We start from the raw sequence: 23,167 nt of genomic DNA on the forward strand, positions 1-23,167 counted from the left end.
CTGCTCCGCAGACACGACGCGCCGCCGCTGCGCGGCGGAAGACCGGCGCCCTCCGGGCGCCGACCGCCCCCATCCGGGGGCGGGGCCCCAGCCTCCGGCCGGAGCCAACCGGGTCCACTGCCCTGGGGTTTCCCTCTCTTTCCGGTCTGCGGCCCGCCTCGTGGCCGGGGTGAACGCGTGTCCCCTCCGGGGCCACACGAGGCGGGCTACGACGAGAGGGGGTGCGGTGCCCGGTCGACTCTCCCAGTATGCACTAGGGGGTAGGTTTTGGTCTACGGGCCCACTCCCCCGCACCCTCCGGCAGCATTCCCTGACGGCAACTCAAGTATGCACGATGGGGTGCGCATTGGAAGTTTCTTGCTCTCTCTCGCACAGCCGGATATGCGCCGGCCGTGCTTTTCGAGTAACGGCGGGAAGGGCAGCGCATCACCGAAACTCCGCGCCGCCACAAACCCGCCTACACACACGACACGTCATCGCCCCGGCAAACGACACCACCTGTCACGCCCGTACGACAGGCCCGGAAACAAACAACCAGCCTGCAAGGACAACCTATGACGCATCCCCACGACAACGACGTTCATCACTCGACCTCCCTGCGGCGCCTGCACTTCACGCCGTCCCGGAAGTCGTAATACGCCATTACTGCCCTACGGGCGTCGCTCAGGAGGGCGGGGATCCTCTTCAGAGTCACGGAGACGATGAAGACGACGACGCTGACGACAGTCAGGCTGGTCGTTACCCATTCCGGGATTTTCACCTGGCCTACTCCCAATCCTGTGGTGAAGCCAAGCAAAAAAGGCGCGCTCGGCCCGACCCACAATCATCTGTGGTCCGAAACCGAGATGCGCCCTCGACGGCCCGCATGAAACCGTAATCGGTTCTCAACGCGGGAGTACGAATCTCGAAGGTCAAATGGTGGCCATAGGTCGATACCCTCTGTACCCACCTCTGGGCCCGTCGTGCCGCATCGGTGGGGGATTGGTCTCCATCATCAGAGTAACGGGGCATCACCTTCTCGGCAAACTATCGGCATACGCCAGGTTTGGGAGCGATCGAGTCAACGGGAGAGGCCCACCCAGCGTCCCGAAGCGAAGTAACCAGCGCCGCCGCACAAGTCAGGCAGCCCCAACGCGGTGCAGAGCGCCTGCGGGTGCCCAGCCGGTGGCGCCTGAGCCTGACACCGACTGGTACTCGATCACGGCGCGTCGGTATCAAGCGTTGAGGGACTCGAACGGTCCGAGTTCTTCGAGGCATCGTGGCGGAGTCGCGCGGGGAGTTAGGAAAGGATTCCCGCTTCGTGTGCTTCGCGGGTCTGGTCCGGGGTGAGTTTCTGTTTCTTGTGGTGGGAGCGGGTGTTGCTGCGGAAAACCCCGAGTCGAACCGCGTGTTCGTGCCCGGCGGTGTCGGTGACCGTCTCCAGATGGTCCCGCGGAACTCGCAGGTGCCCCTCCCGAGACTTGAACTGGCGGGCGGCTGCCAGGTTGATCTCCCACCGCGACGCCCCGTCGGGCACCGACGGAGCGGCTGGGAGCGGTCCGGCCGGTGCGGGGGTGATTCCCAGCGTGATGAGGCGCTGCTGTTGGCCTTCGGTGAGGGCGTGCCAGGCGGCGGGCTGTTGGGCGAGCCAGGTGCCGATGTCGTCGCCGCCGAGGCTGACGCCGGGCTGGAGTTCGGCGAGGGTGGCGCCTTGGGCGAGGAGCCAGCGGGTTTTCGCGTAGTGGCGTTGCCAGGTCAGTGGCCAGGTGGGGTTCCAGTCGGGGTCGATGGCCTCCAGTCGCTCGCGCCGGCTCCTCGCGCGCTCGGTCTTCTTGCCCAGGCCGCCGGGCTTGCGGGTCTGGTGCAGCCGCTCCCCGACCGGCACGCCCGCGATCACGGCGTCGCGGGGTGCGGCGAGGGTGTGGTGGTCGGCGTGGTAGAGGGCGCACAGGTCGAGGAACTCGGTGAATGTCTGGTCGCGGGGGTCGAAGACGAAGCCGGTCTCGGCGAGGAGCTCGGTGCGCCAGTCGGCCAGGTCGCCGGCCCGCCAGGCGCGGCGCTGCTCGGCCGCCCACGGTCCGACCGGGTAGTCGACCGCGTGGTCGCCGAGGTCGATGGTGGCGGTGTAGGGGATGTTCGCGTGCCCGTGGGCGGTCGTGAAGGCGCGGACGGCTTCCAGGCCCGTGAGCCAGGCTGTCGACTCCGGGCGCAGGACGCGGGTCCGGACTAGGCGGGCGATCTCGTTGGCTTCGCGGGGGCGGCGGGAGAAGTGCAGCAGGGCCAGCTCGGCCCCCTCACCGCCGTTGGGTTCCTCCTGGGCGTGGTTCTCGTCGGCTGGCTCGCTCTCGGTGGATGTATCGGCCTCTCGTGGGTCTCCGGCCGGGTCGGCGGCCAGGACATCCTCTGGTGTGCCGCTGCGCCCGGCCGGACGCAGCGCCAGCTGCTCGACGACGCGCGGATCGAAGGAGCGCAGCGCCCGCAGGACGGTCACCAACGGCTCGAACGCGGCCGTTGCCGCCATGTCCCGTCCCTCGTCCTCGGGGCGGAGGAGGACGGGCACGACCAGGCGGGCCACCTTGCCCTCGTCGGGCTGTTGCCGCAGGGCGCGGCCCACGGCCTGGACAATGTCGATGGGGCTGCTGCGGATGTCGGCGAACAGGACGCCGTCCAGGCCGCAGCGGCCCGTGATGTCCGTGCCCTCCCCCAGCAGGCGGCAGGTGCACAGGATGCGGAACTCCGTCTTGCGGCCCTCCGCGTCCACGCCGTTCGCGATCTGGCCGAGGACGGCGCGCTGGTGGGCGGCCGGGTGGAGGCCGCACAGCCACTCCCCCCACACCTCGCCCGGGAACCGCCCCGTGGCGCGTAGCTCGTCGGCCGCGTCGGGCAGGCCGCGGGCGAAGGAGAGGGCCTCCTGGGTGCGGGAGTGGAAGGACAGCAGGCTCACGATGCCGGCGGTTTCCATGTGGGCGAGGGTGGCGGCGCGGATCGCGCCCAGGCGCGCACCGCGGCGCTCTTCGAGGGAGGCTTCGTCGGTGGGGGGTGCGGGGTCGCGGATCTCCAGGACGTCGATCTCGAAGCTGGCGAGGACGCCTTCCTCGATGGCCTGGCCGAGGGGGAAGGTGAAGCAGGGCTTGCCGAAGGTGGCCTGGTCGTCCATCGAGGCCACCAGTACCTCGCCATCTTGGGCGTCCGCGTCGTAAACGCGGGGTGTGGCGGTCATGTACAGGCGCCGGTCGGCGGGGATGCGCTGGTTGTCGTGGATGATCGCCCACGGCTTGGTGGCGAGGCCTGCGGTGCGGTGGGCCTCATCCACGATCGCCAGGCCGAAGCCGTTGAGTTTCTGGCCGAACGCTCCGGCCAGGGCACGTTCCAGCACCCCGGCGACCGCCCGCTCCTCGGCCGCTTCCTCTCCCTCGTCCTCGGTGGCCTCGTCGCCGGATGGGCGGCCGACGAGCGAGTCGTAGGTGGCGAACACCGTCGCCGGTCCGGTGCCGGCCCACATCGCGAGGCGGATCGGGTTGGTGGTGCAGCGCACGTCCAGCTCGTCGGCGAGGTAGGCGCGCACTTGAGGGTCGCGGTCCAGCGAGCAGACCGCCACCGCGGGGCCGCGCATGCCGTACTGGCGCCACTTGGCGACCGTCTGCGTGAGCAGATTCAGCGTGGGGACGAGGACCAGGACGCGGCCGCGGGGCTCCAGGCGCCGGGCCACCTCGTAGGCGACCAGCGTCTTGCCCGATCCCGGGGCGGCGATCACCTGCGTGCGCAGCCCGGTCGCGGGGATGCCGCCGGGCGGGGTCTCCAGAGCGAAGACAGCCGCGTCCACGGCCTCCTTCTGCCGGCGCCGCAGCTGCACCGGCTCGTTCGTGTCGGTCTTCTCCATCTGTCCTCTCCTTCCTCGGGCGGTCCGTGGCTCAGGCGGAGAAGCCGACGGAGGTGGCGTACTCGTATTGGCCCCACTGGGAGCCGAGGTCGGTGAGTTCGTCGTCCCAGGCGTCGGCGAGGGCGTCGTCGTCGGCGGCGGCCCAGGCCTCGACGATCCGGTCCCAGGAGCGGATCCGCAGCCGGCGGAAGGTGGCGGTGTCGGTGGCGATGACTCGCTTGCGGGGATCGGCGACGCCGGACTGGTCGAGGGGCTGGATTTCCACGCGGGTGCCGCCGCGGGCGTTGAGGCGTGCCAGGAGGTGGCGGGCGACGTTGCGGTGCCGGTAGGAGCGGTAGGCGGCGTCGATGCGGGCGAGGTTGGCGCGGGAGGGGGTTTGTTTGTGCTGGAGCCAGCGGCGCAGCGTGCCCCGTGCCACGGTGATGCCTGCCTCGCGCATGGTCTGGTAGCCGGCGGGTGAGTTGGTGAGGTAGTTCAGGCGGGCGGTCAGGCCGCGGCGGGTGGTGGCGGGGGAGCGGATGCCGCCTTCTATGGCCAGGCGGTCGAGGACTTGGCCGGCGAGTTGGGCGCTCTTGGTGCCGTGGGCGCCGTAGAGGCCGAAGTTGAGGGACCTGTCGGGCATCAGTGGGCCTCCCGCTCGCGGTAGCTGCCTGCGGCCGTCTTCTCCAGGCGGTAGGTGTGCTTGGGCTTGACCTCGGTGACCTCACGCCCTTCGGGGAAGAGCAGGGTCTCCTTCCCCGCCGCCCGCGCACTGCGCCAGTCGCCGGCGAGGTGGAGTTCGTCGGTGCCCATCACGCGTACGACGGTGAGGCCGGCTTGGTGGGCGGCCCAGGCTTTGCGCCACAGGTTGGCGAACGCCTGGGAGCGGATGAGGTGCATCCAATCCTGTCGGTAGAGGTCGCGGTTGTAGTTGGACTCCCCCATCGTGGAGACGAGCTTGGAGTACATGGCCTTCACGTACTCATACCCCGCCTCGCTCTCGGCGGAGTTGGTGGCCAGGGCGCGGGTGCGGACTTGTACCAGGGCGCGGCGCAGGGTTTCGAGGAGTTGCTCGGTCGATCCGGAGGTCCATGATTCGTGGATCAGGGGTCGCTCGCTCAGGCCTGCCTTGGGGCTGGCCAGGCGCAGGAGGAGGCGGAGGGTGGATTCGGTGATCCAGATGGGTCCGGGTTCTTCGCGGTCGCCGAGTGGGTTGGGCAGGTGGGGGTGGTCCCAGGCGGGTGGGGTGATCAGGTGGATGCCGGAGCGTTTGGTGTCGTGCGGGGGCCCGCCGTTGTCGGGGCCGAGGTGGTGTTCGAGCTGGCCGATGGGCAGGTGGGCCTTGAGCGCGCTGAGGTAGGCGCCGTTGATATCCAGCGCGGTGACCGTGGCCGTCTGGTCGGCGAGCGCGTCGAGAACCTCGGGCGGTGCGGTCCAGCGGGGGCGGGCTTCCCAGATGTCGTCGGCCTCCTGGCGGCCGCGTTTGTGGAGGATGTCGGGCAGGTCGGGGTAGTTGCGGAAGTCGTAGCGCCCCCCGGTCCGGCTCTCTTCCAGCAGGGCCATGACGTCGGGGATGGCGGTCTTCTTCAACGCGGCGACCGCCTCTTCGACCTGGCCGCCGGTGTCCGCGAGGACAGCGTGGACCTTGCCCTCGATGCGCTCGACCAGCTCGCCGACCTTGCCGCCGTCCTTGTGTACCGCGGTCGTGCCTGCGCTGGAGCCACCCGTAGGGCGCGCGGAACCAGCCGTCGTCACCGGACGAGGGCCCGGCACTGGGCCCGTGGCAGCGGGACGTGCGGCGCCGCGGGTCCCTGGAGAGGCTGGGGTTGTCGTGGGGGACGGTGCGGCGGGCTGCGGTGTGACAGCCGCTGTGGCACAGGCAGCGGGCTCGTCGAGCAGACGCAGGTGAGCCATGTCCAAGGGAACCTCGACAGTCGCGAGGGTGCCCAGGTCTCGCGCGGTGACGGTGATACGGGCGGTGCCGGCGTCGTGCGGGCGGGTCAGATGGAGGGTGCGGTCCGGCTCCAGCTGGGTGACCAGCTGCGGGTCGTCGGTATCCAGCAGCACCACCACTGCGGCCTGCCGCTCGGCAGCAAGACGCGCCAGGGTCTTCATCGCTGAGGGAAGGGCCCGGCCCGAGAGCGGGGCGCCATCGGTGCGGGCGTGCTGGAGCCGGTCGACCACCACCAGGCCCAGCCCCTCGATACGGGAGGCCTCCTCCGCGATGGCCTGCGCGGCCGGCTCCGGCCGGGTGAACGACAACGGCGCGGCGCGTAGTCGACTGTCCGCGTCGACCACGGCCTGACGCTGCTCGGCGGTGAGGGTGCCGGCGGCGAACTGGGCGTAGGGCACGGGGGCTTCGGCGGCGATCAGACGCCGAGCCGCCACCTGCAACGGCACCCCTGAGAGGGCGTAGAGGACCGGGGTCGGTTGCTCGGTGTTGAAGGCGGCGGCGCGTGTCGCTTGGAGGGGCAGGAGGCTGCCGCCCGCGTTCGGCGGGGCTGTCACCAGCGTGAGGCTGCCCCGCGGTAGGCCGCCGCTGGCCCGGTCCAGGGCCGTGACGCCGGTGGAGAGACCGGCTGGTGGCGCGTTGTGGAGGAGGCCGTCGAGGATGTCACCGAGGCCGGTGACACCGGAGATCGTGTCAGGTGGCGGTGACTCGGTGTGGGGGGTGGCGTGTTGGGTGACGGTTGCGGTGGGCCGGCCGCCCGTGGTGAGGACCTGCGGGGCTTCTTGTGCCGCGGCTACCAGGGCGCCGAGCTCTTGCCGTGCCCTGGTACTTGACCACACCGGCCCGGGCGGCTGCGGTCCTTCCAGGCGGCGCAGCACGGCGGCCCGCCGGGTCTTGGTGTTGATCAGGATGGTGTCCTCGCCGTGGCTGAGGCGTTCCATCACCTCGCTCCACTGCTCGCGAGCCTGCGAGAGCGTCACATCCATGCGGGCCTCCTTTGCCAGTACCCCATCCTAGTTCAGTAGGTACGTTGTAGGTGTTTGTATGAGACGGAGTGTGGGTTGAGAGGTTCCCTGATCAGGCTGCTGGGTCGTGGCTTTCGCCGTCCCGGCGGTCGCCTGGTCGGGCGTCGGAGGCGAAATCGTTGTGTCGGCCTGGGTCTCGTCGCCGAGTTCGAGGGTGACGCGTTACGGCCAGAATCAGGACGACCACCGCAACCGTCGCCTCAGGTCAGGAAGTGAGCCTGTTACCGGGCCGTCCGCCCCGATGGTGGAGAAGCCGCGCCGCACGGCAACGCGCCCTGGCCGTCCTGCCCGCCCGCCCGTCCGTCTGGCACGTCGCCGAGGACGTCCCCCTTCCTGGAGTGCGGACTCGGCCAGGGGCGGGAGTGGGCGGAGGCGGATGACGCCCCCCTTCGTCATCCAGCGCCACGCACGGCACGGCGCGGGCTCTGGTGATCAGGTGACGGAGGGCGCTGGTGGCGGCAGCGGCGAGCCGCTCGTCCCGGTGACCGTGGAGGAAGCTCTGGTCGTGCGACTGCGATGCGCAGGTGAGCGGGGAGCGGCTCGTGATCGGCGGAGAGCCGAGCGAGTTCTGCCAGCAGTGGGCTGCCCTGCCAGGAGCGGGCTGTCCGGGACGCGGTCTGCGAGGTGCACGAGAGCGCACTGGCCAAGCGCATCCACGAGAACGCGTTGGCCAAACGCATCCACGAGAACGTTGGTCAAGCGCATCAAGGACACGGCGGCCCAGTTGGGGCGACCGGAGTTGTATGTGCGGTGGCGGCTGTTCGTCACCGCGCGACGCGGTGCTGGGCCCGATGGATTCCTGGCGGCGAAGAACGCCGGGCTGGATCGCCGCAGTGGCCGGCCTGGCCGAGGGGTCGCAGGGGCCGGTGACCGTGGAGGCGGCGGCCAGCCGGCAGGTAGCCGGATGCGGCGGCGGGGCGTGCGGTGCGTGCGGTGGGGGCGCGGCGTGCGGGGCGGTGGCTCGTTGTGGTCGGCGCCCGCGCGCGCGTCGATGAGGGTCTTCAGGGCGCCAGCGGCCCCTCATCCAGCCCGGTCGCGCTGGGGTGTGTAGGGGAGCACGGGGTCGGCCCATCCGCCCAGACGCCGACAGATACCGAAGCGTGGAGCCAGCCACCAACACCGCCGGTTCTGCGCGGCCGTGGCCGCAGACCACTGCGAACCGGCAAGGTCGTCCATACCCCACCAGGTTCTGACGATCTTCTCGCCACCGTGTTTCAACAGTGGCCATCAAGGCAGGTGCAATCCGATGAAGAACATGGAGACGTCGTCCCCGCACTTGGTGGTGTAGAAGTACCGTTGCACGTCCGTGTAGCTGGCTCCCAATCCCCGTCCCAGCCCTCTGGACTCGCCGAGCCATCGCAGATCCAGCCGGCCGCCGGCAGGGATGGACGGCGCCAGTACGGGATTGAGCCACCTCTCCCCGTTCAGCCCATGGGTGAGGCTTGTCTTCTCGGTTTGTGCGACGACGACATTGGTGGCAGGCCCCGTTCCGACATTCACGAGGCTCCACGTTCCCGCGCTTGTGTGTTCTTGCCCGTTCTCCCATGTGAATTGCAGGACCGGCATCTGGGAGCGGCGAGAGGACGCGTATCCGAGAATCAACGACCCCAACGACACCAGAACCGCGAAAATCGAGATAGCAATGGTCAGCAACGCCCCTCCACCAGTGCTGCACCGTCGGCCGGTTCGCCGCGCCCAGCTTGTGAGGTCGAGCAGGGGGTTGTCCAGGGGCCGTCGACCAGCACGCAACGGGCATGCCCGGAATCCGGACCGCCCGGAGCGCGGACCGGGTGTGGTGCCGCTCGACTCCACCGTGGTCCCGGCTCCCGACCCCCGCACCGGGCCGGCCCCGGACCGCTTCACGAAGCCGGTATCGCTTGACTACTTACCGTCCTTTCTGTCCGCACGCGCCAAGCGTTCCTCGGCATAGCGCACACAGCCGGCCTCAGCTGAGGGCACCGCCTACAGGCGGCGAGCGGTGCCGGCCGGGCCCCGCACGTAGGCCGTCCCGCAGGTGCCGCGTACACCGCCGACGGACACGCTGACCTCCACGTGGCAGAACCCGCGTCCATTCGCCCGGTCCTCCCCCGCGCACACGGGCGGCGTTCGCTTCTCCCCCTTGCTTTCCCCTTCCGCTCTCGGCCCTCCCGCGCGCAGACGGGCGGCGTGACGCCATCGGCCCTACACGCGCATGCCGAACCCGGTGGCCTTCCGAGTACGAAAAGAAGCGATACCACGGTCCGCGCTCCTCACCCCGGTGTCAGGACAAGCCCTCGCCCCGACCACACCCCCCGACCCGCGCCCGCCGCCACCGGCTCCGCGGCCCCCGGCCCGCCGCCTCACGCCGAACTGCCCGGCCCGCGCCCCCCACTCAGGACGAACTGTCCGGCACACCTCCACCCGCCGCGGGTCCCGGCCGGCTGGTCGGCCCAGGCGGGTGCCACATCAGGGCCGTGGACAGCCGCAGCAGACCCGGCACCTCCCCGACGCCCTCGCCCTCGTCCGCTGGCACGTCCGTCCGACTCGCCGGCACGCGCAAGGCAGGCCTCGAGGGCCGGTTCCTGGTTCACGTCCCCCTCAGGGGTGAACGAGCCGGGGTGGCCGTGGCCCCCAGGAGGGGGATGGTGCTGCGCTTGCGCAGGACGGTGTCGACCTCGGCACACTCGCCGTCGGGCAGCAGACCGACCGGTGAGCACAGCCACCCAGGCGACGGCCTGACACCGGCAGCGGGCGAAAACCCCAGGAGACGCCACCGGGGAAGCAGACCGCGGCCGCCACCACATCCGCGCACTTGAAGCGCACTGAGATGGCACTGAGGTGAGCGGCCACACCAGGCAGCAGCCGCCTCACTGTTACCAAGCGCGGACACAAACCGGTGAACAACATCCACCTCAAAGCCATCTCACACGGTGTAGCGCACAGCAGACCCGGACGGCGCCGGTCACGACAAGGACCGGCCCCGCACATCGAGACCTTGGGGAGATTCCCGCCATGACAACCCGCCGCACCCGCCGCAGCGCCCGCTCCGCCACCCTGCTCGCGGTGGCCGCCGCCGCGGCGTTCTCTGTGACCGCCTGCCAAAGCGGTGACAACGACGCGTCCGGCCCCCACAAGGCCAGCACCAGCACCAGCACCAGCACCCAGTCCCAGGCGCAGAACGACAGCGCCTCCCTCACGTCCAAGAACGCTTCTGCGGCTCGCACCCAGACCCTGGTCGACGGGAGCAAGGCCAAGATCTCCAAGCTCGACGGCCAGCACTACCGCGCCGAGATTGTCAGTGACGGTGCTGTGGTCGCGACGCTGGACGCCGACGGACGCGATGCGGGGATGGACGGCAACGGCATGTTCGTCACCCTCACCCCGGGTGGTCAGATCTCCTCGTGGATGGACGCCGGTCAGCAGGGACCTGGCACCTTCAACCTCGAAGGCGGCTGGAAGGCCAAGATCACCAAGCAGGACGAGGACCACTACCGCGCCCAGATCATCGGGCAGGACGGCGTCATGGGCACGATCGACGCCAACGGACACGACGCAGGCCTCGACGCCAACGGCGTATCCATCGTCCTCACCACCGGCGGCCTCATCAGCTCCCACAAGTAAGACCCCGACCAAGCCCGGGCGGGCCAGAGACGGGTGCAGTGGGCGACGGTCCAGGGCCTGCCCGCCGGAGGACCGGCCAGGCGGTGGCGTCTGGCGGGCCACCGGGACCCGATGGTCGCGGTGTGCTCGGTGGAGAACGAACCGGTACCGGCGAGTTGGCGGCCGCCACCACCGACCCGATCCAGCTCGGCCTGTGGACCGGAGCCGAACCGGTCGTCGTACTCGCCACATACGCCTCTCCGACGGACCGCAAGAACCCCGCTGGCCCGTCGGGCCCGACGGGCCAGCGGAAAGTCGAGCCGCTGAAGGCTGCCCTGACGGGCGGAGACGAGCGCTACGGGCAGCAGATGGCAGGCCGCGACCTCGCCCTCGTGGATAAGGGCCCCACGGCACCGCCGGTGCTCTTGGGAACCCACGGGCGGCGAACACGAGCATGGTCGACGACCCGGAGGGGCGCCTACGGACTGGCTCGCAGAGCTGGGGCTCTCGGAGGCGATCGAGCGCGAGCTCCTCGCCGGCTGTTCGATGGTCTCGTCGAGGGTGCCGGCCGCATCGGCCCGCACGGGTGAAGGATGGCTCGGATGCGCACCCGAGCGTCCGGATGGCCGGTTGGGGGTTCAGCGGACCGTTCGGCCCGTGCACAGGCCACGTATGCGAGGCACCTCATAAGACGTCCCCAGCAGCACACACGCTGCACCAGCCGCACCACACAAAACGGTCGACCGACCCCGGAATGGTTCGCCACCGCAGTCCACTCCACCGAGGGCATGCTCCACCTGGACGTACGCCAGTCCGGCAACGGCATCCTGATCACCTCCTCACCTGCCGAGATCGACGGTGACCCGGCAACCTGGCCCTTGCGGCTGCACAACGAGGACAACGGCAAGGGGCCGAACGAGTGGAGCGCGGCCCTCGCACCCGAGGCGGCCCCAGACATCGGTGGACGCGGTGCACGGCAATGGCACAACTGATCAGCCAATCAGCCGGGAAAGCGCCACCCGAGAAGGAACTGGGACAGGCCCCACGTCAGCTCCCCGCCCTGCACAGGCCTCAGCCCCGAACGCCCGCTGTCCGCTGTCCGCTGTCCGCTACAGACCAGGCCTTCGCCACCCCTGCGCTGCAGGCCCGGGCTACCGCGTGAGACACCAGGGACAGACCAACTCCAGCAGGACGCACTACGCGCCAGGAGCCGCGGCACAGCCACCGTCGCCGACACCGCACAGCGGCATCGTTGGACAGCAACTCACCCACCTCCAGCGGCCCCTCCCCGTCACAACGCGGACACTGACACTCCGGAAGCGCCGCCCACCGCTCCATGCACTGCCCGCCGGGCCAGGAGATGGGGAACTGACAGTCATGACAGCACCCCCACCACGGCCCGCCCACCACACGACAGCCAGCACACCTCACCCACACGTTCTCACCATCGAAGCAACCGTTGAGCGCGACCACGAACAACACCCGAAACACACCCCGGCCCCCTCCAAGCCAACCTGCCGAGACCAACCTGCCGCACCCCACCGGCCACCAACAGAGGACCTCTCCTGGCCTGGACACGCCAGAGTCCGCTCCTGCCTCATCATCTCCGCTCAGAGAAGGACCCGGACTCCTCACCTCGCCGCCAGGACGATCCCCGACCACGCGCCCGGAAGCCCCCGCCCCCGCCGCCGCCGCCGACAGCGGACAACAGACAACGAGGAGACCCTGCATGCTCGAGACCGGTGGTTCCCGAGGACTGCAGCAGTCCAACTTGCATGGCAGACGGTTCAAGCTCGCTCCACGACCGGCCACCCGCAGCGCTACACCTGCCTGACATCCGCCGTCAACGGCCAGTGGCAATACCCCCGTGCCGGCCACTTGGCGAGGAGCCGTCGGCGGCCGCCGATAGTCACTCCGCGTCGATGTTCCACGCCGCTCAGCGGCTCACAGGTGAGCACAAAAGGAGACTCCGGCATGCTCGATACGGCGACGGCAACGGGTGACCCGGCGATGAAAGGACCTGGCTCCCGGTCGCACCCAAGTGCGGGTTCTTGCAACTGCCGTAGCGGCATGTGGTGCCCTCGAGACACCACCGCAAGAAAGGCTCGCTCCGCGATGTACCCTCCCGTCACACCTCCCCGCCAGGTCAAGATCGGTGATGCCGCCGCCTTCGCCGGTACCACCCCACGCGCCATCCGCCACTACCACCAGATCGGTCTGCTGCCCGAACCTGAGCGAGGCGGGGACGGTCGCCGCCGCTACGACTACGACGACATGATCCGTCTGCTGTGGATCCGCAAGATGGCGCAGGCCGGAATCAGCCTGGACGACATCCGGACCGCCTTCGACGGAGCCCAGAACATCGAGGAGACCCTGGGCCGACTGGGAGACACCCTGGCCACACAGGAAGCCGACATCAAGCAACAGCGCGCGGCAATCCAGCGCCTGCAGACCGTAGGCAGCCCGCTGGGCCTGCTCTCCTCACCGGTGACAGACCGGCTCAGCCACCTGCCCACGGGGGCACTACGCACCTCCGACCTGGACGCCCTACTGGTCACGGAACGGATCTTCGGACCGTTGGGAGCCGCCGTCCAAGCCAGCACCTTCATCGCGCTGGCCACCCACCCCGACCTGCGAGCCGAAGCAGACCAACTCGACGCGGCCGACGCCGCCCTCGACGACAGCGTCGATCCCGACGACCCACGTGTCGAAGAACTCGCCACGCAGCACCACACCCACCACAAAGCCCTGACACAGACCATCGAGGCGGACGGGCTGGACGCGGCCGAGGAAAACCTCTTCGAAAGCTACGACGCCGACCAGACCCGCGACGAAGACACCCGAACGAGCGCCTTCGAAGCAGTCACCAAAATGCCCTACACCTACTCCCCCGCCCGGATCCGCTGCCTTCAACTCACCGCACAACTCCTTACCCAAGACCACCAAAACACCCCGGACGACCGCTAACCACCAACGCCAGACACCCACCAACCGCCCAGCCCCCGTTATGTTTTCTGCGGTCCTGCAAGAGGGCCGCTGGCCTCCGGGCCCGGCATGTCTGTTGCCCCCTGTCGAACGGATGACCTGGGGGGTGGTGTCACCGGGCCCGGGAGGCGCCGTTGGAGACGCTGATGAGAGGTCCGACTACCGCCTGGCCTGGCGCAATGCCCGGCCGCTTGCGGGCGGCAGGTCTGCATAACGTGGATGCGCGCATACGACGCCAACGCCCTGGCCAGCACCACACGAACCCCGCTCGGGAGGATGGATTGGACGACATCGACGACGTGGGCGTCTTCCTCGGCCTGGACGTCGGCAAGAGCACCCACCACGGGCACGGGCTCACCCCGGCCGGCAAGAAGGTCTTCGACAAGCAGCTGCCCAACAGCGAGCCGAAGCTGCGGGCCCTCTTCGATAAGCTGGCCACGAAGTTCGGCACCGTGCTGGTTATCGTGGACCAGCCCGCCTCCATCGGAGCTCTGCCCCTGACCGTCGCCCGGGAGGCCGGCTGCAAGGTCGCCTACCTGCCCGGCCTGTCCATGCGGCGGATCGCCGACCTCTACCCAGGCGAGGCCAAGACCGACGCCAAGGACGCCGCAGTGATCGCGGACGCCGCCCGGACCATGCCGCACACCCTGCGCTCGCTTCAGCTGACCGACGAGATCACCGCTGAGCTGACCGTCCTGGTCGGCTTCGACCAGGACCTGGCAGCCGAGGCCACCCGCACCTCCAACCGCATCCGGGGCCTGCTCACCCAGTTCCACCCCAGCCTGGAACGCGTCCTTGGCCCACGCCTGGACCACCCCGCCGTGACCTGGATGCTGGAACGCTACGGGTCCCCAGCCAGCTTGCGGAAGGCTGGTCGCCGCAGGCTCGTCGAAGTGATCCGGCCCAAGGCCCCACGCCTGGCCGCCCGACTGATCGACGAGGTCTTCGACGCGCTCGACGAACAGACCGTCGTCGTCCCGGGCACGGAGGCGGCGGCGCTGATCGTCCCCAGCCTGGCCCAGTCCCTGACCGCCGTGCTTGACCAGCGGCGCCTGCTGGAGAAACGACTCGACGAGCTGCTGGAGGCACACCCTCTTTCCGCCGTCCTGACGTCGATGCCCGGCATCGGCGTCAGGACCGCGGCCCGCCTCCTCATCGACGTCGGGGACGGCACCAAGTTCCCCTCCGCTGCCCACCTCACCGCCTATGCGGGCCTCGCCCCGACGACCCGCAGTTCAGGCTCTTCGATCCGCGGCGAACAGCCCTCTCACAGAGGAAACAAACAGCTCAAGCGCGCCTTCTTCCTCTCCGCGTTCGCAGCCCTCCACGACCCCGACTCCCGCGCCTACTACGACATGAAGATCAAGGAGGGCAAGCACCACACTCAGGCCCTGCTCGGCCTCGCCCGACGCCGAGCCGACGTGCTGTTCGCGATGCTCCGCGACGGCACCCTCTACGAACCCAGAACCCCACGCCTCGCTTGACGAAAGACATAGAGGCACCCCCCGTTATGTTTTCTGCGGTCCTGCAAGAGGATCGCTGGCCTCCGGGCCCGGCATGACTTTTGCCCCCTGTCGTTCGTATGACCTGGAGGGTGGTGTCACCGGGCCCGAGGGGTGCCGTCGGAGACGCTGATAAGAGGACCGGCCATCGCCTGACCTGGTGCAACACCGGGTCACCTGCGAGGCAGGCATGCCATCGACGAGATGCGAGGGCACCATGACCGACACCAGCGAAGTGGGCGTCTTCCTCAGCCTGGACGTGGGCAAGACTGCCCATCACGGCCACGGGCTAACACCGGGCGGCAAGAAGATCTTCGACAAGCAGCTGCCCAACAGCGAACCGAAACTGCGGGCCGTCTTCGACAAGCTCACCGCCAAGTTCGGCACCGTCCTGATCGTCGTGGACCAGCCCGCCTCCATCGGCGCCCTTCCCCTCACGGTCGCTCGGGACGCCGGGATGCCAGGTCGCCTACCTGCCCGGACTGGCGATGCGGCGGATCGCCGACCTGTACCCCCGGCGAAGCCAAAACCGACGCCAAGGACGCCGCCGCCATCGCCGACGCCGCCCGCACCATGCCCCACACCCTGCGCACGCTGGACGCGGGCGAGGGGACCACAGCCGAGCTGACCTGCCTGGTCGGCTTCGACCAGGACCTGGCAGCGTCCGCCATGCTCGGCGCCCGCTGTTGTCGGCGAAGTACGTCAGGTGAACGATGCCCTGAGCGAGTACGACCCCGGACATCTCGCTGACCTCGACCGGAGAATCCGGGTCCACTGAACCGGCACTCGTCACGGTGAGAATCGACGTCGCATCCCAACGCCTGCCAGACGCTCCGAACTCGGCGAACTCCGGGTCCAGAAGCTCCGAGACCAGGACCGGGGAAGTGCGCACGTCAGGGTCGAGAAGCCGCATCTCCGCCGCGATGGCTGCCTGAACGGCCCGTTCACTCTCGTCTGCCATGCATGGATCCTACGGACGGACCCCGCCCCGCCCCGCCCAAACGAAAATGACCAACTCCGCGAGCAGCCGCTCACCATGCCCGCTTTGCACTAGAACAGCCAGTGCGTCATCGTCACCGCCCCACGCCGCTTCCAGCACAGCAACCGCGCGCATGACCTGGTCCGCGGTCAGCTGTGTTGGCATGGGCTACACCGTAGCCACCCCAGCACGACCCCGGGCGGGACTCCAAGCAGACGCCCTCTGGACGAGTCAAGATCCTCGGGCGGGCAGCCGCGGCGTTCGTCCTCCCCGTCACATCCGGACCTGAAGATGCGGTGCTGATCTGCTTCGCCGACGTCACTGTCCTCGACGGTCTCTGCGACCACTGCAACCAGGCCGTATCTCCGCGCCAGCCGGGCCATTTCCTCGGCAGATCAGTGCCCCAGTCCAGGCCACCCTGCTGCTGGTCACCGAGATCCCCAGGAAACCTGGCGAGCAGTAGGTTCTCAGCGGCCCAGCCTATGCCGGACGTAATCCGGGTAGGCCGCACCAACCTCGACGCGGTTCTCGTCAAGACCGTTGACTATCCGCAGACAGCCGTTGGGGAAGGTGAACTCCACCGCCACGGTTCCAGCCGCCAGGTCACGATCAACTGGCCGCCATTCGAGGAGCGTGACCTCGCACAATGCCTGACCGACGAACGGTTCGAGGCGTTCATCGCGATGAGACCACTTGGGCGTGAGCTCGACGCATTCCCAGCCCGTGATGGTTGCTGCGGTGTCGATCGTGTCCCAGCCGATCGAGAGTTCGTCGAACTTCCAGTGGCAGACCTCCACCTGGACACCGTCGAGGTCCAGTACCACCGGACAGTCGGCGTACCAGTCCCCGTCCTCGGCGAACCGCACCAGCGCGAACCGCGTCAACCGCCTGCCGATGAGCGCCGCCAGGCGTGATCCGTGCACCTGCCGAATCGCGTCGACCCCGCTCAGGAAGGACGGCTCGAAACCAGAGATCCCCATGCTCACAGCACCCGAGTCTCCCGGCCCTCGACCCAACTGATCAACTGCTGCCGGGGATCAGAAACACGCACCGAGGAAGGCGGCGACCCCGATGCGCCCTCTCGTCCAGATCTCCGGGCATGGGGGAGATCACCGGAGAGCGGTGAGGACGATGAGGACGTACCAGACCACGCTCACAGCGATGACTCCGGCCGCGATCTTCTTGCCTCGGTCCCACCTGCGACGTGGTGGCAACGGGGGCGGGTAGGCCGGTCCGTACGGTCCCGGTGGGCGGGGCAGGAAGTATCCGGCCGGCGGGTAGGGGCCTCCGGCAGGCGGAGCGGGGCGCTGCGGGCTCACCGGCCGGGCCGCCATGGTGGGCGCGGCGGCCAGCGGCGGAGCCGGGGACGGGGGCTGCTGCCCGGCCGACTGGGACGGCGGTACCCGGGCCATCTGCGGGAGGGCTCCAGAGCTGCCGACAGAGCCGGGAGCCGGGGCGGCGTGGGGCGGGATCCGGGGGTGTCAGCATATGTGGGCGGTGGGGGCATGTGGTGGGGCGGGTACTGCTGCGCGGTGGGTGATGTCCGCGGCCACGGCGGGCGACAGCCAGTCCCCGGGGCGCCACAGTTGGGTGTCGCCGGACGCCGTCTGGCACATTCGGAGAATCTCGTCGAGGCCGGGTCGGTCGGTGGGCTCCTTGGCCAGACAGCGGGTGGCCAGTTTCCCCAGTTCGTCCGGGACCGTCTCCAGTGCCGGCTCGGCGTGGACGATGCGGTAGAGCACACCGTGGGAGGTGTCCTCGCCGAAGGCCGGGGCACCCGCTTCCCGCTGGGCACCTGGGTCGCGGAGCAGCGGCGGGCGTTCGGGGCCGGGCAGATGGCCGGCCGGCGCGCGGCGCGGCTGGATAAGCTGGGCATGGTCTGGTCAGCGGCCGATGTGCGGTTCCAGGAGAATCTGGCGGCGGCCCGCGCGTACTACGAGCGGCGCTGGACGCTGTGCGCGCCCCGGTCGGCGGCGGCGCTGGACAAGCTGGCCCCACGGGCGCGAGACCTCGATGCAGGAACCGCACTGGGGCCGCAACAGCGAGGGCCGACCGATCGCTTGGGTGGGTAGCGCACCCGACGACTGGTGCGGTGCCGCCGGCGGCCTTGGCGCCGGATTCCTCCCAGCCGCGGGAGTCGTGCCGGTTGCCCGGCAGCGGCCGGCCGATCACTACGACGAGGCGGGTGTCCGCGTCGATGACGATCTGGTGGGCGGTGGAGTAGCGATAGTTCTTCGACTGCTCGGTCACGCTGTGGTCGCGGGTGGGGACCAGGGTGCCGTCCACGATGAGCACGGCGTCTTTGGCGAACCGCTTGCGGGGCTGGAGCGCGAGCATCGGGCCGAGGTCGTCGATGATGCGGTCCGCCGCCGACTTCGAGACCCCGAACAGCGGAGCGAGCTGTCGCATCGTCAGGTTCGTGCGCCAGTACGCCGCGCCAGCCGTGCCCGGTCTTTCAGAGGCAGGCTCCACGGCCGGCCCTTGCGGACCGCATCCGCACCCTCACGCCGCAGAACCGTCACCAGCTTCACGAAACTGCGCGGGCTCAGCCCGGTGAACGAGGCTATCCAGGACGGCTCCAACGCCGTGATCACACCAGCCAAACCAAAATCATCCCACCTGTGACCAGCAGTTACGGGACGGCCCTTAGCTGCCAGGCACGGTGGCCGCGCACGCGAGAAAGAGGAAAGAGGGCCGACTCCGTCCGGGAGTGGCGGGCGGCCCTCTTTCCTCGCCGAAGAGACAGGGCTCTACTGCTGGTAGTAACCGGGTCGCGAGGCGTCGTGGCGGTACGGGCCGGGCTGCTGGAGTCCACCCTGCTGCCGGGGCCCCTGGTGGTAGGGCTGCTGGTAACCGCCCTGCTGCGGAGCCCGCTGCGCGGCCGACTGCCCGTGCTGCTGCTCGGCGGCGAACCGCGCGTGCTGGGGCTGCTCCTCGGCGGGGTGGCCGCTGGGCTCGGCCTGGTCCGGGAGGGAGGTCGATCCGCCCGGGTCGCCGGAGATCTTGCCGGGCCACCAGTTCCACGTGCCCAGAGCTGTCATCAGGGCCGGCAGCACGTAGGTCCGGATGATCACGGCGTCCAGCAGGATGGCAGCCGCGAGACCGACGCCCAATTGCTTGAACTCGACCATGCTCAGAGTGCCGAAGATCGCGAAGACTCCGACCATGACGATCGCGGCGCTGGTGACCACGCCCGCGTAGCGGGTGATGCCCTCACGGACGGCGGTCTTGGTCGTGACACCCCCGCGGGCTGCTTCGCGGATCCGGCTGACCACGAAGACGTGGTAGTCCATCGACAGTCCGAACAGGAGCACGAACAAGAATAGCGGTAGCCAGGAGACGACGGCGCCCGAGCTGTGGAAGTCGAGCAAACTCTCGGCCCAGGTGTTCTGGAAGACGGCGACCAGCACACCGAAGGCGGCCGCGGCGGAGAGCAGGTTGAGCAGGATCGCGGAGAGCGCCACGGCGATCGACCGGAAGATCATCACCATGGTGACGAAGGTCAGCAGCAGGACGAAGCCCACCACCCAGGGCATGCGCTCCTCGAGGTGACCCGTGAAGTCGACGCCCTGTGCCACCTTGCCTCCGACCGCACTCTCGGCGTCGGGTACGCCCGCCATCGCCTGCGGCACCCACTCGCGCAGCACACTCAGGGACTCGCGGGCCCCGTCGCTCTTCGGCTGGTAGGGGGTGCCGACGTCGACGGTGTGGACCCTGCGGTCCTCGGACACCTCGATGGTGGGGGTTGCGTCGTGGGTGAAGAGTTCGTCCTTCGCGGTGCGCTCCAGGAGGCCGTTCAGCGCTGTCTTCACGTCGTCGGCCCGGTCGGCGGGCGCCCGGACGGCGACCTGGTGCACGGTGCCCTTGCTGGGGAAGTGTTCGGTGAGCCGGTCCATCGCCTGCATCACGGGGATGTCCCTGGATAGGTCGTCGGATCCCGGCTGCTTGAGCTCCATGTCGAGGGCCGGCACCGCCAGCAGCAGCAGCGCGCCCACGGACACCACCAGCGTGATGAACGGCTTGGACAGCGCCGGACGCAGCAGCGCCGGCCACACCCGCGACTCGCCGGAGCGCATGGTGAGCCGCCACAGGAACGGCACCTTGGGTTTGTCGACCCAGCGTCCCAGCTTGGCGAGGAGGGCGGGCAGCACGGTCAGCGAGGCCAGTACGGCCACCGCCACCACGATGATCGAGCCGGTGGCCAGGGAGGCGAAGGTCGCCTCGTTCGCCAGGTAGAGGCCGGCCATGGCCACGATGACGGTGGTTCCGGACACCACGACGGTGTGCCCGGAGGTCTCCGCCGCGACCTCGATGGCGTCGACGTGGGACTTCCCCGCACGGCGTTCCTCGCGCTCCCGCTTCAGGTAGAAGAGCGAGTAGTCCACGCCCACGGCCATGCCCATCAGCAGGATGACGCTGCTGACCGCGCTGGTCTCGGGCAGTACGTGGGAGGCGAGCGTGGACAGTCCGGTGGCGGCGCCCACGCCCGAGAGGGCCAGGACCACCGGCACGCCCGCCGCGATGATCGCGCCGAAGACCACGAGCAGGATCAGCAGGGTGAGCGGCAGGCTGATCAGCTCGGCCTTCTTGAAGTCCTCGCCGAGCGTCTCCGACAGACCCTTGGCGGTCGAACCGGTGCCCACCTCGTCGACCCGCAGGCCCTTGTGGGCGCTCTGGAGCGACGCACTGGCGTCGAGCAGCGGTTGCACACGCTCGTCGGCGTGCTCAGTGTCGCCTTTCATGGTCACGGCAACCAGCAGGGCCTTGCCGTCGGGTGCGGGGACCGGGTCGCCGACGCTCTCCACCTCGTCGAGGGCTTTCATCCGCTCGACGATGTCCGCGGCGGCCACGCGGCCGGCCGCGCGGTCCAGCTTCCCGCCGTCCTCGGCGGTGATCAGCACATTCTCCTCGGCCTTGTCGGGGAAGTCACCGAAGTGAACGATCTTGCCAGCCCGGCCCGACTCGCGGACCCCCGACTCCTCGTCGCTGATCGCGTTCGTACCTGCCGCTCCGCCCAGAACGAGGCACGCGGCGACGAAGATGACCCACAGGCCGATGGCGGTCCACGGGTGCGTGGCGCTCCATCGCGCAATCCCTACCGTTGCCGGCTTCTTTCGCACCTTGCTTCCTTCCGTTGCTGCAGGTCCGGCTCTGGAAGCCGGTCAGCTCTCGACAAGCAGAACGCTAGATTCACCGGCAGTCGGATGGATACGAGGTAAACCATCGGTCTCACCGTTGCTTTCCGCAGGTTCACCGTACGGAAAACCGCAGGTGCCACCCTGCGGGAAACCGCAGGCAGAAACCTGGGGAAAACCGTGAAACCGTTTGGGAATTGTCGATCACCAAAAGCCGCACGATTACGCTTGGAGCGCGGACCGACCAGCACCCCCAAAGGGTACGAAATAGCCTCCTGCTTGAAGTGCCGGCCGAGCGCGGATCGCAGCTAATTAGATGGCAGACATAAATTCCTTGGTAATGAGTCGCCGAGGCACTCCGATATTCGAGAGGAGAAAATGGAGACCGCGGTCCTCACCCGGCAGCATGGTGCCGAACTCGTCAAGGGGAGCGGCAACGACCGCTTCATGGACCGGATGCTCCTCCAACTCCAGGAGGCCTTCGCCGCTCCGGACAAAGGCGTGAGCCCCACCCGGGACGGTTTTCTGCGCGGCCCGGGGTACACGGCCATCCTCAACACGGATCCCACACCATGATCCGGGGCGAGCCATGACGATCAGAACGATGGTCTGCACGCCATCGAATCCGGCACGTTCCCGTGACTGGGCCCGAGGGACCGGTGAGCTGTCGGGCCAGTGACGACGACGTGCCGGGCGACGGGGACGACCCTACGCCCGGCTCGTCGCGCGTCAGGACTCCAGGTACCGCAGTACGGCCAGGATTCGGCGGTTGTAGCCGGTGGCGTGGACGAGTTCGAGCTTGTCGAAGATCATGTTGAGGTTTTTCTCGACGGTGCTCATGGAGATGTTCAGTTTCTCCGCAATCGCCGCATTGGTGTGCCTCTGCGCTAGCGTCTCCAGGACACTGCGCTCCCGTGGGATCAGCCGGGTCAGCGGGTCGCTGTGTACCGTTCGGAACACCAGTTGCCGTACGACCTCAGGTTCGATGGCGGCGCCGCCCGCCGCGATCCGTTCCACCTCGGTAAACCCCAACCTCACCGCAACGCACATCGACCGGTCAGTAGCGGTCTGGGCGCAAAGCACCACCGATTCACCGCCAGGCTGCTGACCCCGTTGCGCTCCCGCTTCTCGGACGTCCTCGCCGGTGGGACTCAGAACTGTTCCTCCACCGACCTGGCGATCCACCAGCTACTGCACGAGGCCGGCCTGCCAACGGTTCTCGTTGGCAATCCGGACCAGACCATCAACGCCTGTCGCGGCGCCGAACCGCAGGCGGCTGGGGGCCTTCGCGGCCCGCCTGTCCCCACCCCTCACCGTCTGACGAGCAACTGGAGGAGGGCCCCTGTCATCTGCCGCCTGGCGGCCACACCGCGGCGGTCAGGCGGGTGCGCAGCCGCTCGTACTCGCGCCGGTCGGCGGCGGAGAACGGTTTGGGCAGCCGGTTGAACGCGACGGTGTCCACGACGCCGCCCTCGTCGGCCCAGACCGCGGACATGGGGGCGCAGCTTCCCACGGCGCGGCTCGGCGGCAGGCCGAGGCCCAGCGCGTTGTCCACAGCCCGCGCCGTGGCCGCCAGGTCGGCCGACGAACTGGCGAATCCCTGGCCCTCCGGGAGGGGTGGTCCAGGACGAGCACTCCTCCGGTGGGCCCCGTGCCGTCCGCGAGGATCATCGACACCAGGCGTCTGGCCTTGCTCTTGTGCGCGGGTGCGACGCGCAGCGAGTGTGCGATGGGATCGCTGCGGGAGGTCGCCACGCTCCAGCGGGCGATGGGCAGTGTCACGAGGAAGTATCGCCGCTCCGGCGGCACGCCCGGAGCAGTTCGCCGAAGGTGCCGAAGGTGGTGTTGACGCCGGTCATGCCCCGGTAGGGCAGCCGGGCATCGTCCAGTCCGCTCAGCAAGACACCCTCGTCCCGGCCAGGTGGGCGAGGGTCTCGTCCAGCTCGCGCGCCCCCGGCGCATCCGCTCGCGGGCCAGGCGGCGCCGCGTGAAGCGGCCCGGCACGACCGTGTGCGCCGCGTAGACACGGCGGACCTCCGCTGGGGCGGTGGAGCCGGTGCTCCGCTTGGCACCTGTGGCGCCGGGCACGTCGAACGCGGTGCGCAGCAGGTCGTCAGCGTCGGCGGCGGTGTGGCCCGCCTCCTCGGCCAATCCCCGCAGGAGTACGCGGTCG

Annotated in this window: 17 protein-coding genes and 4 pseudogenes; 7 read left to right on the forward strand and 14 right to left on the reverse strand. The window is 69.2% G+C overall.

The genetic code is table 11. From position 1 onward, the window contains the following. Window positions 1–583 precede the first annotated feature (583 nt). From DTL70_RS33745 to DTL70_RS28475, 5 genes are all read right to left on the reverse strand, one after another. Window positions 584–760 carry a hypothetical protein gene (locus tag DTL70_RS33745; RefSeq protein ID WP_181861123.1) on the reverse strand — a complete coding sequence of 59 codons (177 nt, stop codon included), beginning with the start codon at window positions 758–760 and terminating at the stop codon, window positions 584–586. Window positions 761–1,279: 519 nt separating this feature from the next. After that, entirely contained in the window at window positions 1,280–3,859 is a 2,580-nt protein-coding gene (locus DTL70_RS28460) for a DEAD/DEAH box helicase (protein ID WP_114024893.1), read from the reverse strand. A gap of 31 nt (window positions 3,860–3,890) precedes the next feature. After that, a complete protein-coding gene (locus DTL70_RS28465; protein WP_114024894.1) occupies window positions 3,891–4,481 on the reverse strand; it encodes a transcriptional regulator in 591 nt (196 codons plus the stop codon). Next, window positions 4,481–6,775: a DnaB-like helicase C-terminal domain-containing protein gene (locus DTL70_RS35190; RefSeq protein ID WP_114024895.1), complete on the reverse strand. Its 2,295-nt coding sequence runs from the start codon at window positions 6,773–6,775 to the stop codon at window positions 4,481–4,483. The genes DTL70_RS28465 and DTL70_RS35190 overlap by 1 nt, the downstream gene beginning before the upstream one ends. 1,266 nt (window positions 6,776–8,041) lie before the next feature. Next, entirely contained in the window at window positions 8,042–8,467 is a 426-nt protein-coding gene (locus tag DTL70_RS28475; protein WP_245979917.1) for a hypothetical protein, read from the reverse strand. Window positions 8,468–9,805: 1,338 nt separating this feature from the next. Here DTL70_RS28475 and DTL70_RS28480 point away from each other — a divergent pair. The 5 genes and pseudogenes from DTL70_RS28480 to DTL70_RS28500 all read left to right on the forward strand — a co-directional run. After that, window positions 9,806–10,414, forward strand: a complete 609-nt coding sequence (locus DTL70_RS28480; protein WP_114024896.1) for a hypothetical protein — start codon at window positions 9,806–9,808, stop codon at window positions 10,412–10,414. Between the two features lie 767 nt (window positions 10,415–11,181). Further along, a complete protein-coding gene (locus DTL70_RS34535) occupies window positions 11,182–11,385 on the forward strand; it encodes a hypothetical protein (protein WP_245979918.1) in 204 nt (67 codons plus the stop codon). A 1,123-nt stretch (window positions 11,386–12,508) separates the two neighbouring features. After that, entirely contained in the window at window positions 12,509–13,360 is an 852-nt protein-coding gene (locus DTL70_RS28490) for a MerR family transcriptional regulator (protein ID WP_114024897.1), read from the forward strand. Window positions 13,361–13,659: 299 nt separating this feature from the next. Next, window positions 13,660–14,862 carry an IS110 family RNA-guided transposase gene (locus tag DTL70_RS28495; RefSeq protein ID WP_114024898.1) on the forward strand — a complete coding sequence of 401 codons (1,203 nt, stop codon included), beginning with the start codon at window positions 13,660–13,662 and terminating at the stop codon, window positions 14,860–14,862. A 235-nt stretch (window positions 14,863–15,097) separates the two neighbouring features. Continuing rightward, window positions 15,098–15,549 (forward strand): annotated as a pseudogene (locus DTL70_RS28500) (IS110 family transposase); the annotation flags it as partial. Between the two features lie 777 nt (window positions 15,550–16,326). Here the strand turns inward: DTL70_RS28500 and DTL70_RS28510 are convergent. From DTL70_RS28510 to DTL70_RS28515, 3 genes are all read right to left on the reverse strand, one after another. Continuing rightward, the gene (locus tag DTL70_RS28510) at window positions 16,327–16,839 is read right to left on the reverse strand and encodes a hypothetical protein (RefSeq protein ID WP_245979927.1); all 513 of its coding nucleotides are present in this window, start codon (window positions 16,837–16,839) and stop codon (window positions 16,327–16,329) included. A gap of 129 nt (window positions 16,840–16,968) precedes the next feature. Next, window positions 16,969–17,271, reverse strand: coding sequence for a hypothetical protein (locus DTL70_RS33315; protein ID WP_147266830.1), 303 nt, complete (start codon window positions 17,269–17,271; stop codon window positions 16,969–16,971). Window positions 17,272–17,340: 69 nt separating this feature from the next. After that, window positions 17,341–17,601 (reverse strand): hypothetical protein, encoded by a 261-nt coding sequence (locus tag DTL70_RS28515; RefSeq protein WP_114024900.1) that lies wholly within the window; start codon window positions 17,599–17,601, stop codon window positions 17,341–17,343. A 3-nt stretch (window positions 17,602–17,604) separates the two neighbouring features. Here DTL70_RS28515 and DTL70_RS35010 point away from each other — a divergent pair, with 3 nt between their 5' ends. Then, the gene (locus DTL70_RS35010) at window positions 17,605–17,931 is read left to right on the forward strand and encodes a helicase associated domain-containing protein (RefSeq protein WP_342776520.1); all 327 of its coding nucleotides are present in this window, start codon (window positions 17,605–17,607) and stop codon (window positions 17,929–17,931) included. On the opposite strand, the pseudogene DTL70_RS28525 reads toward DTL70_RS35010, so the two are convergent. Together DTL70_RS28525 and DTL70_RS28530 are read right to left on the reverse strand one after the other, a co-directional pair. After that, window positions 17,921–18,462: pseudogene (locus DTL70_RS28525) on the reverse strand (transposase family protein); the annotation flags it as partial. The gene DTL70_RS35010 and the pseudogene DTL70_RS28525 sit on opposite strands and share 11 nt — an antisense overlap. Window positions 18,463–18,609: 147 nt before the next feature. Continuing rightward, window positions 18,610–20,979, reverse strand: a complete 2,370-nt coding sequence (locus DTL70_RS28530; protein WP_114024901.1) for an MMPL family transporter — start codon at window positions 20,977–20,979, stop codon at window positions 18,610–18,612. Window positions 20,980–21,372: 393 nt separating this feature from the next. Here DTL70_RS28530 and DTL70_RS28535 point away from each other — a divergent pair, with 393 nt between their 5' ends. Continuing rightward, window positions 21,373–21,570 carry a hypothetical protein gene (locus DTL70_RS28535; protein WP_114024902.1) on the forward strand — a complete coding sequence of 66 codons (198 nt, stop codon included), beginning with the start codon at window positions 21,373–21,375 and terminating at the stop codon, window positions 21,568–21,570. Between the two features lie 153 nt (window positions 21,571–21,723). Here the strand turns inward: DTL70_RS28535 and DTL70_RS28540 are convergent. From DTL70_RS28540 to DTL70_RS34850, 4 genes and pseudogenes are all read right to left on the reverse strand, one after another. Further along, window positions 21,724–22,011, reverse strand: a pseudogene (locus tag DTL70_RS28540) (LuxR C-terminal-related transcriptional regulator); the annotation flags it as partial. A gap of 328 nt (window positions 22,012–22,339) precedes the next feature. After that, window positions 22,340–22,489, reverse strand: a complete 150-nt coding sequence (locus tag DTL70_RS33750; RefSeq protein ID WP_181861124.1) for a hypothetical protein — start codon at window positions 22,487–22,489, stop codon at window positions 22,340–22,342. 9 nt (window positions 22,490–22,498) lie between these two features. Continuing rightward, window positions 22,499–22,549: pseudogene (locus DTL70_RS35195) on the reverse strand (hypothetical protein); the annotation flags it as partial. A gap of 223 nt (window positions 22,550–22,772) precedes the next feature. Further along, window positions 22,773–22,895: a hypothetical protein gene (locus DTL70_RS34850; RefSeq protein WP_281278734.1), complete on the reverse strand. Its 123-nt coding sequence runs from the start codon at window positions 22,893–22,895 to the stop codon at window positions 22,773–22,775. Between the last annotated feature and the right edge of the window lie 272 nt (window positions 22,896–23,167).

This window comes from Streptomyces diacarni, from assembly GCF_003323715.1.
GTDB classification, from domain to species: domain Bacteria; phylum Actinomycetota; class Actinomycetes; order Streptomycetales; family Streptomycetaceae; genus Streptomyces; species Streptomyces diacarni.

What these genes read in the sequence shown, in the direction of transcription:
- DTL70_RS28460 (WP_114024893.1), bottom strand. Translation starts at nt 3,859, where the DNA reads ATGGAGAAGACCGACACGAACGAGCCGGTGCAGCTGCGGCGCCGGCAG.
- DTL70_RS28465 (WP_114024894.1), bottom strand. Translation starts at nt 4,481, where the DNA reads ATGCCCGACAGGTCCCTCAACTTCGGCCTCTACGGCGCCCACGGCACC.
- DTL70_RS35190 (WP_114024895.1), bottom strand. Translation starts at nt 6,775, where the DNA reads ATGGATGTGACGCTCTCGCAGGCTCGCGAGCAGTGGAGCGAGGTGATG.
- DTL70_RS28480 (WP_114024896.1), top strand. Translation starts at nt 9,806, where the DNA reads ATGACAACCCGCCGCACCCGCCGCAGCGCCCGCTCCGCCACCCTGCTC.
- DTL70_RS34535 (WP_245979918.1), top strand. Translation starts at nt 11,182, where the DNA reads ATGCTCCACCTGGACGTACGCCAGTCCGGCAACGGCATCCTGATCACC.
- DTL70_RS28490 (WP_114024897.1), top strand. Translation starts at nt 12,509, where the DNA reads ATGTACCCTCCCGTCACACCTCCCCGCCAGGTCAAGATCGGTGATGCC.
- DTL70_RS28510 (WP_245979927.1), bottom strand. Translation starts at nt 16,839, where the DNA reads ATGGGGATCTCTGGTTTCGAGCCGTCCTTCCTGAGCGGGGTCGACGCG.
- DTL70_RS33315 (WP_147266830.1), bottom strand. Translation starts at nt 17,271, where the DNA reads ATGGCCCGGGTACCGCCGTCCCAGTCGGCCGGGCAGCAGCCCCCGTCC.
- DTL70_RS28535 (WP_114024902.1), top strand. Translation starts at nt 21,373, where the DNA reads ATGGAGACCGCGGTCCTCACCCGGCAGCATGGTGCCGAACTCGTCAAG.
- DTL70_RS33750 (WP_181861124.1), bottom strand. Translation starts at nt 22,489, where the DNA reads ATGTCCGCGGTCTGGGCCGACGAGGGCGGCGTCGTGGACACCGTCGCG.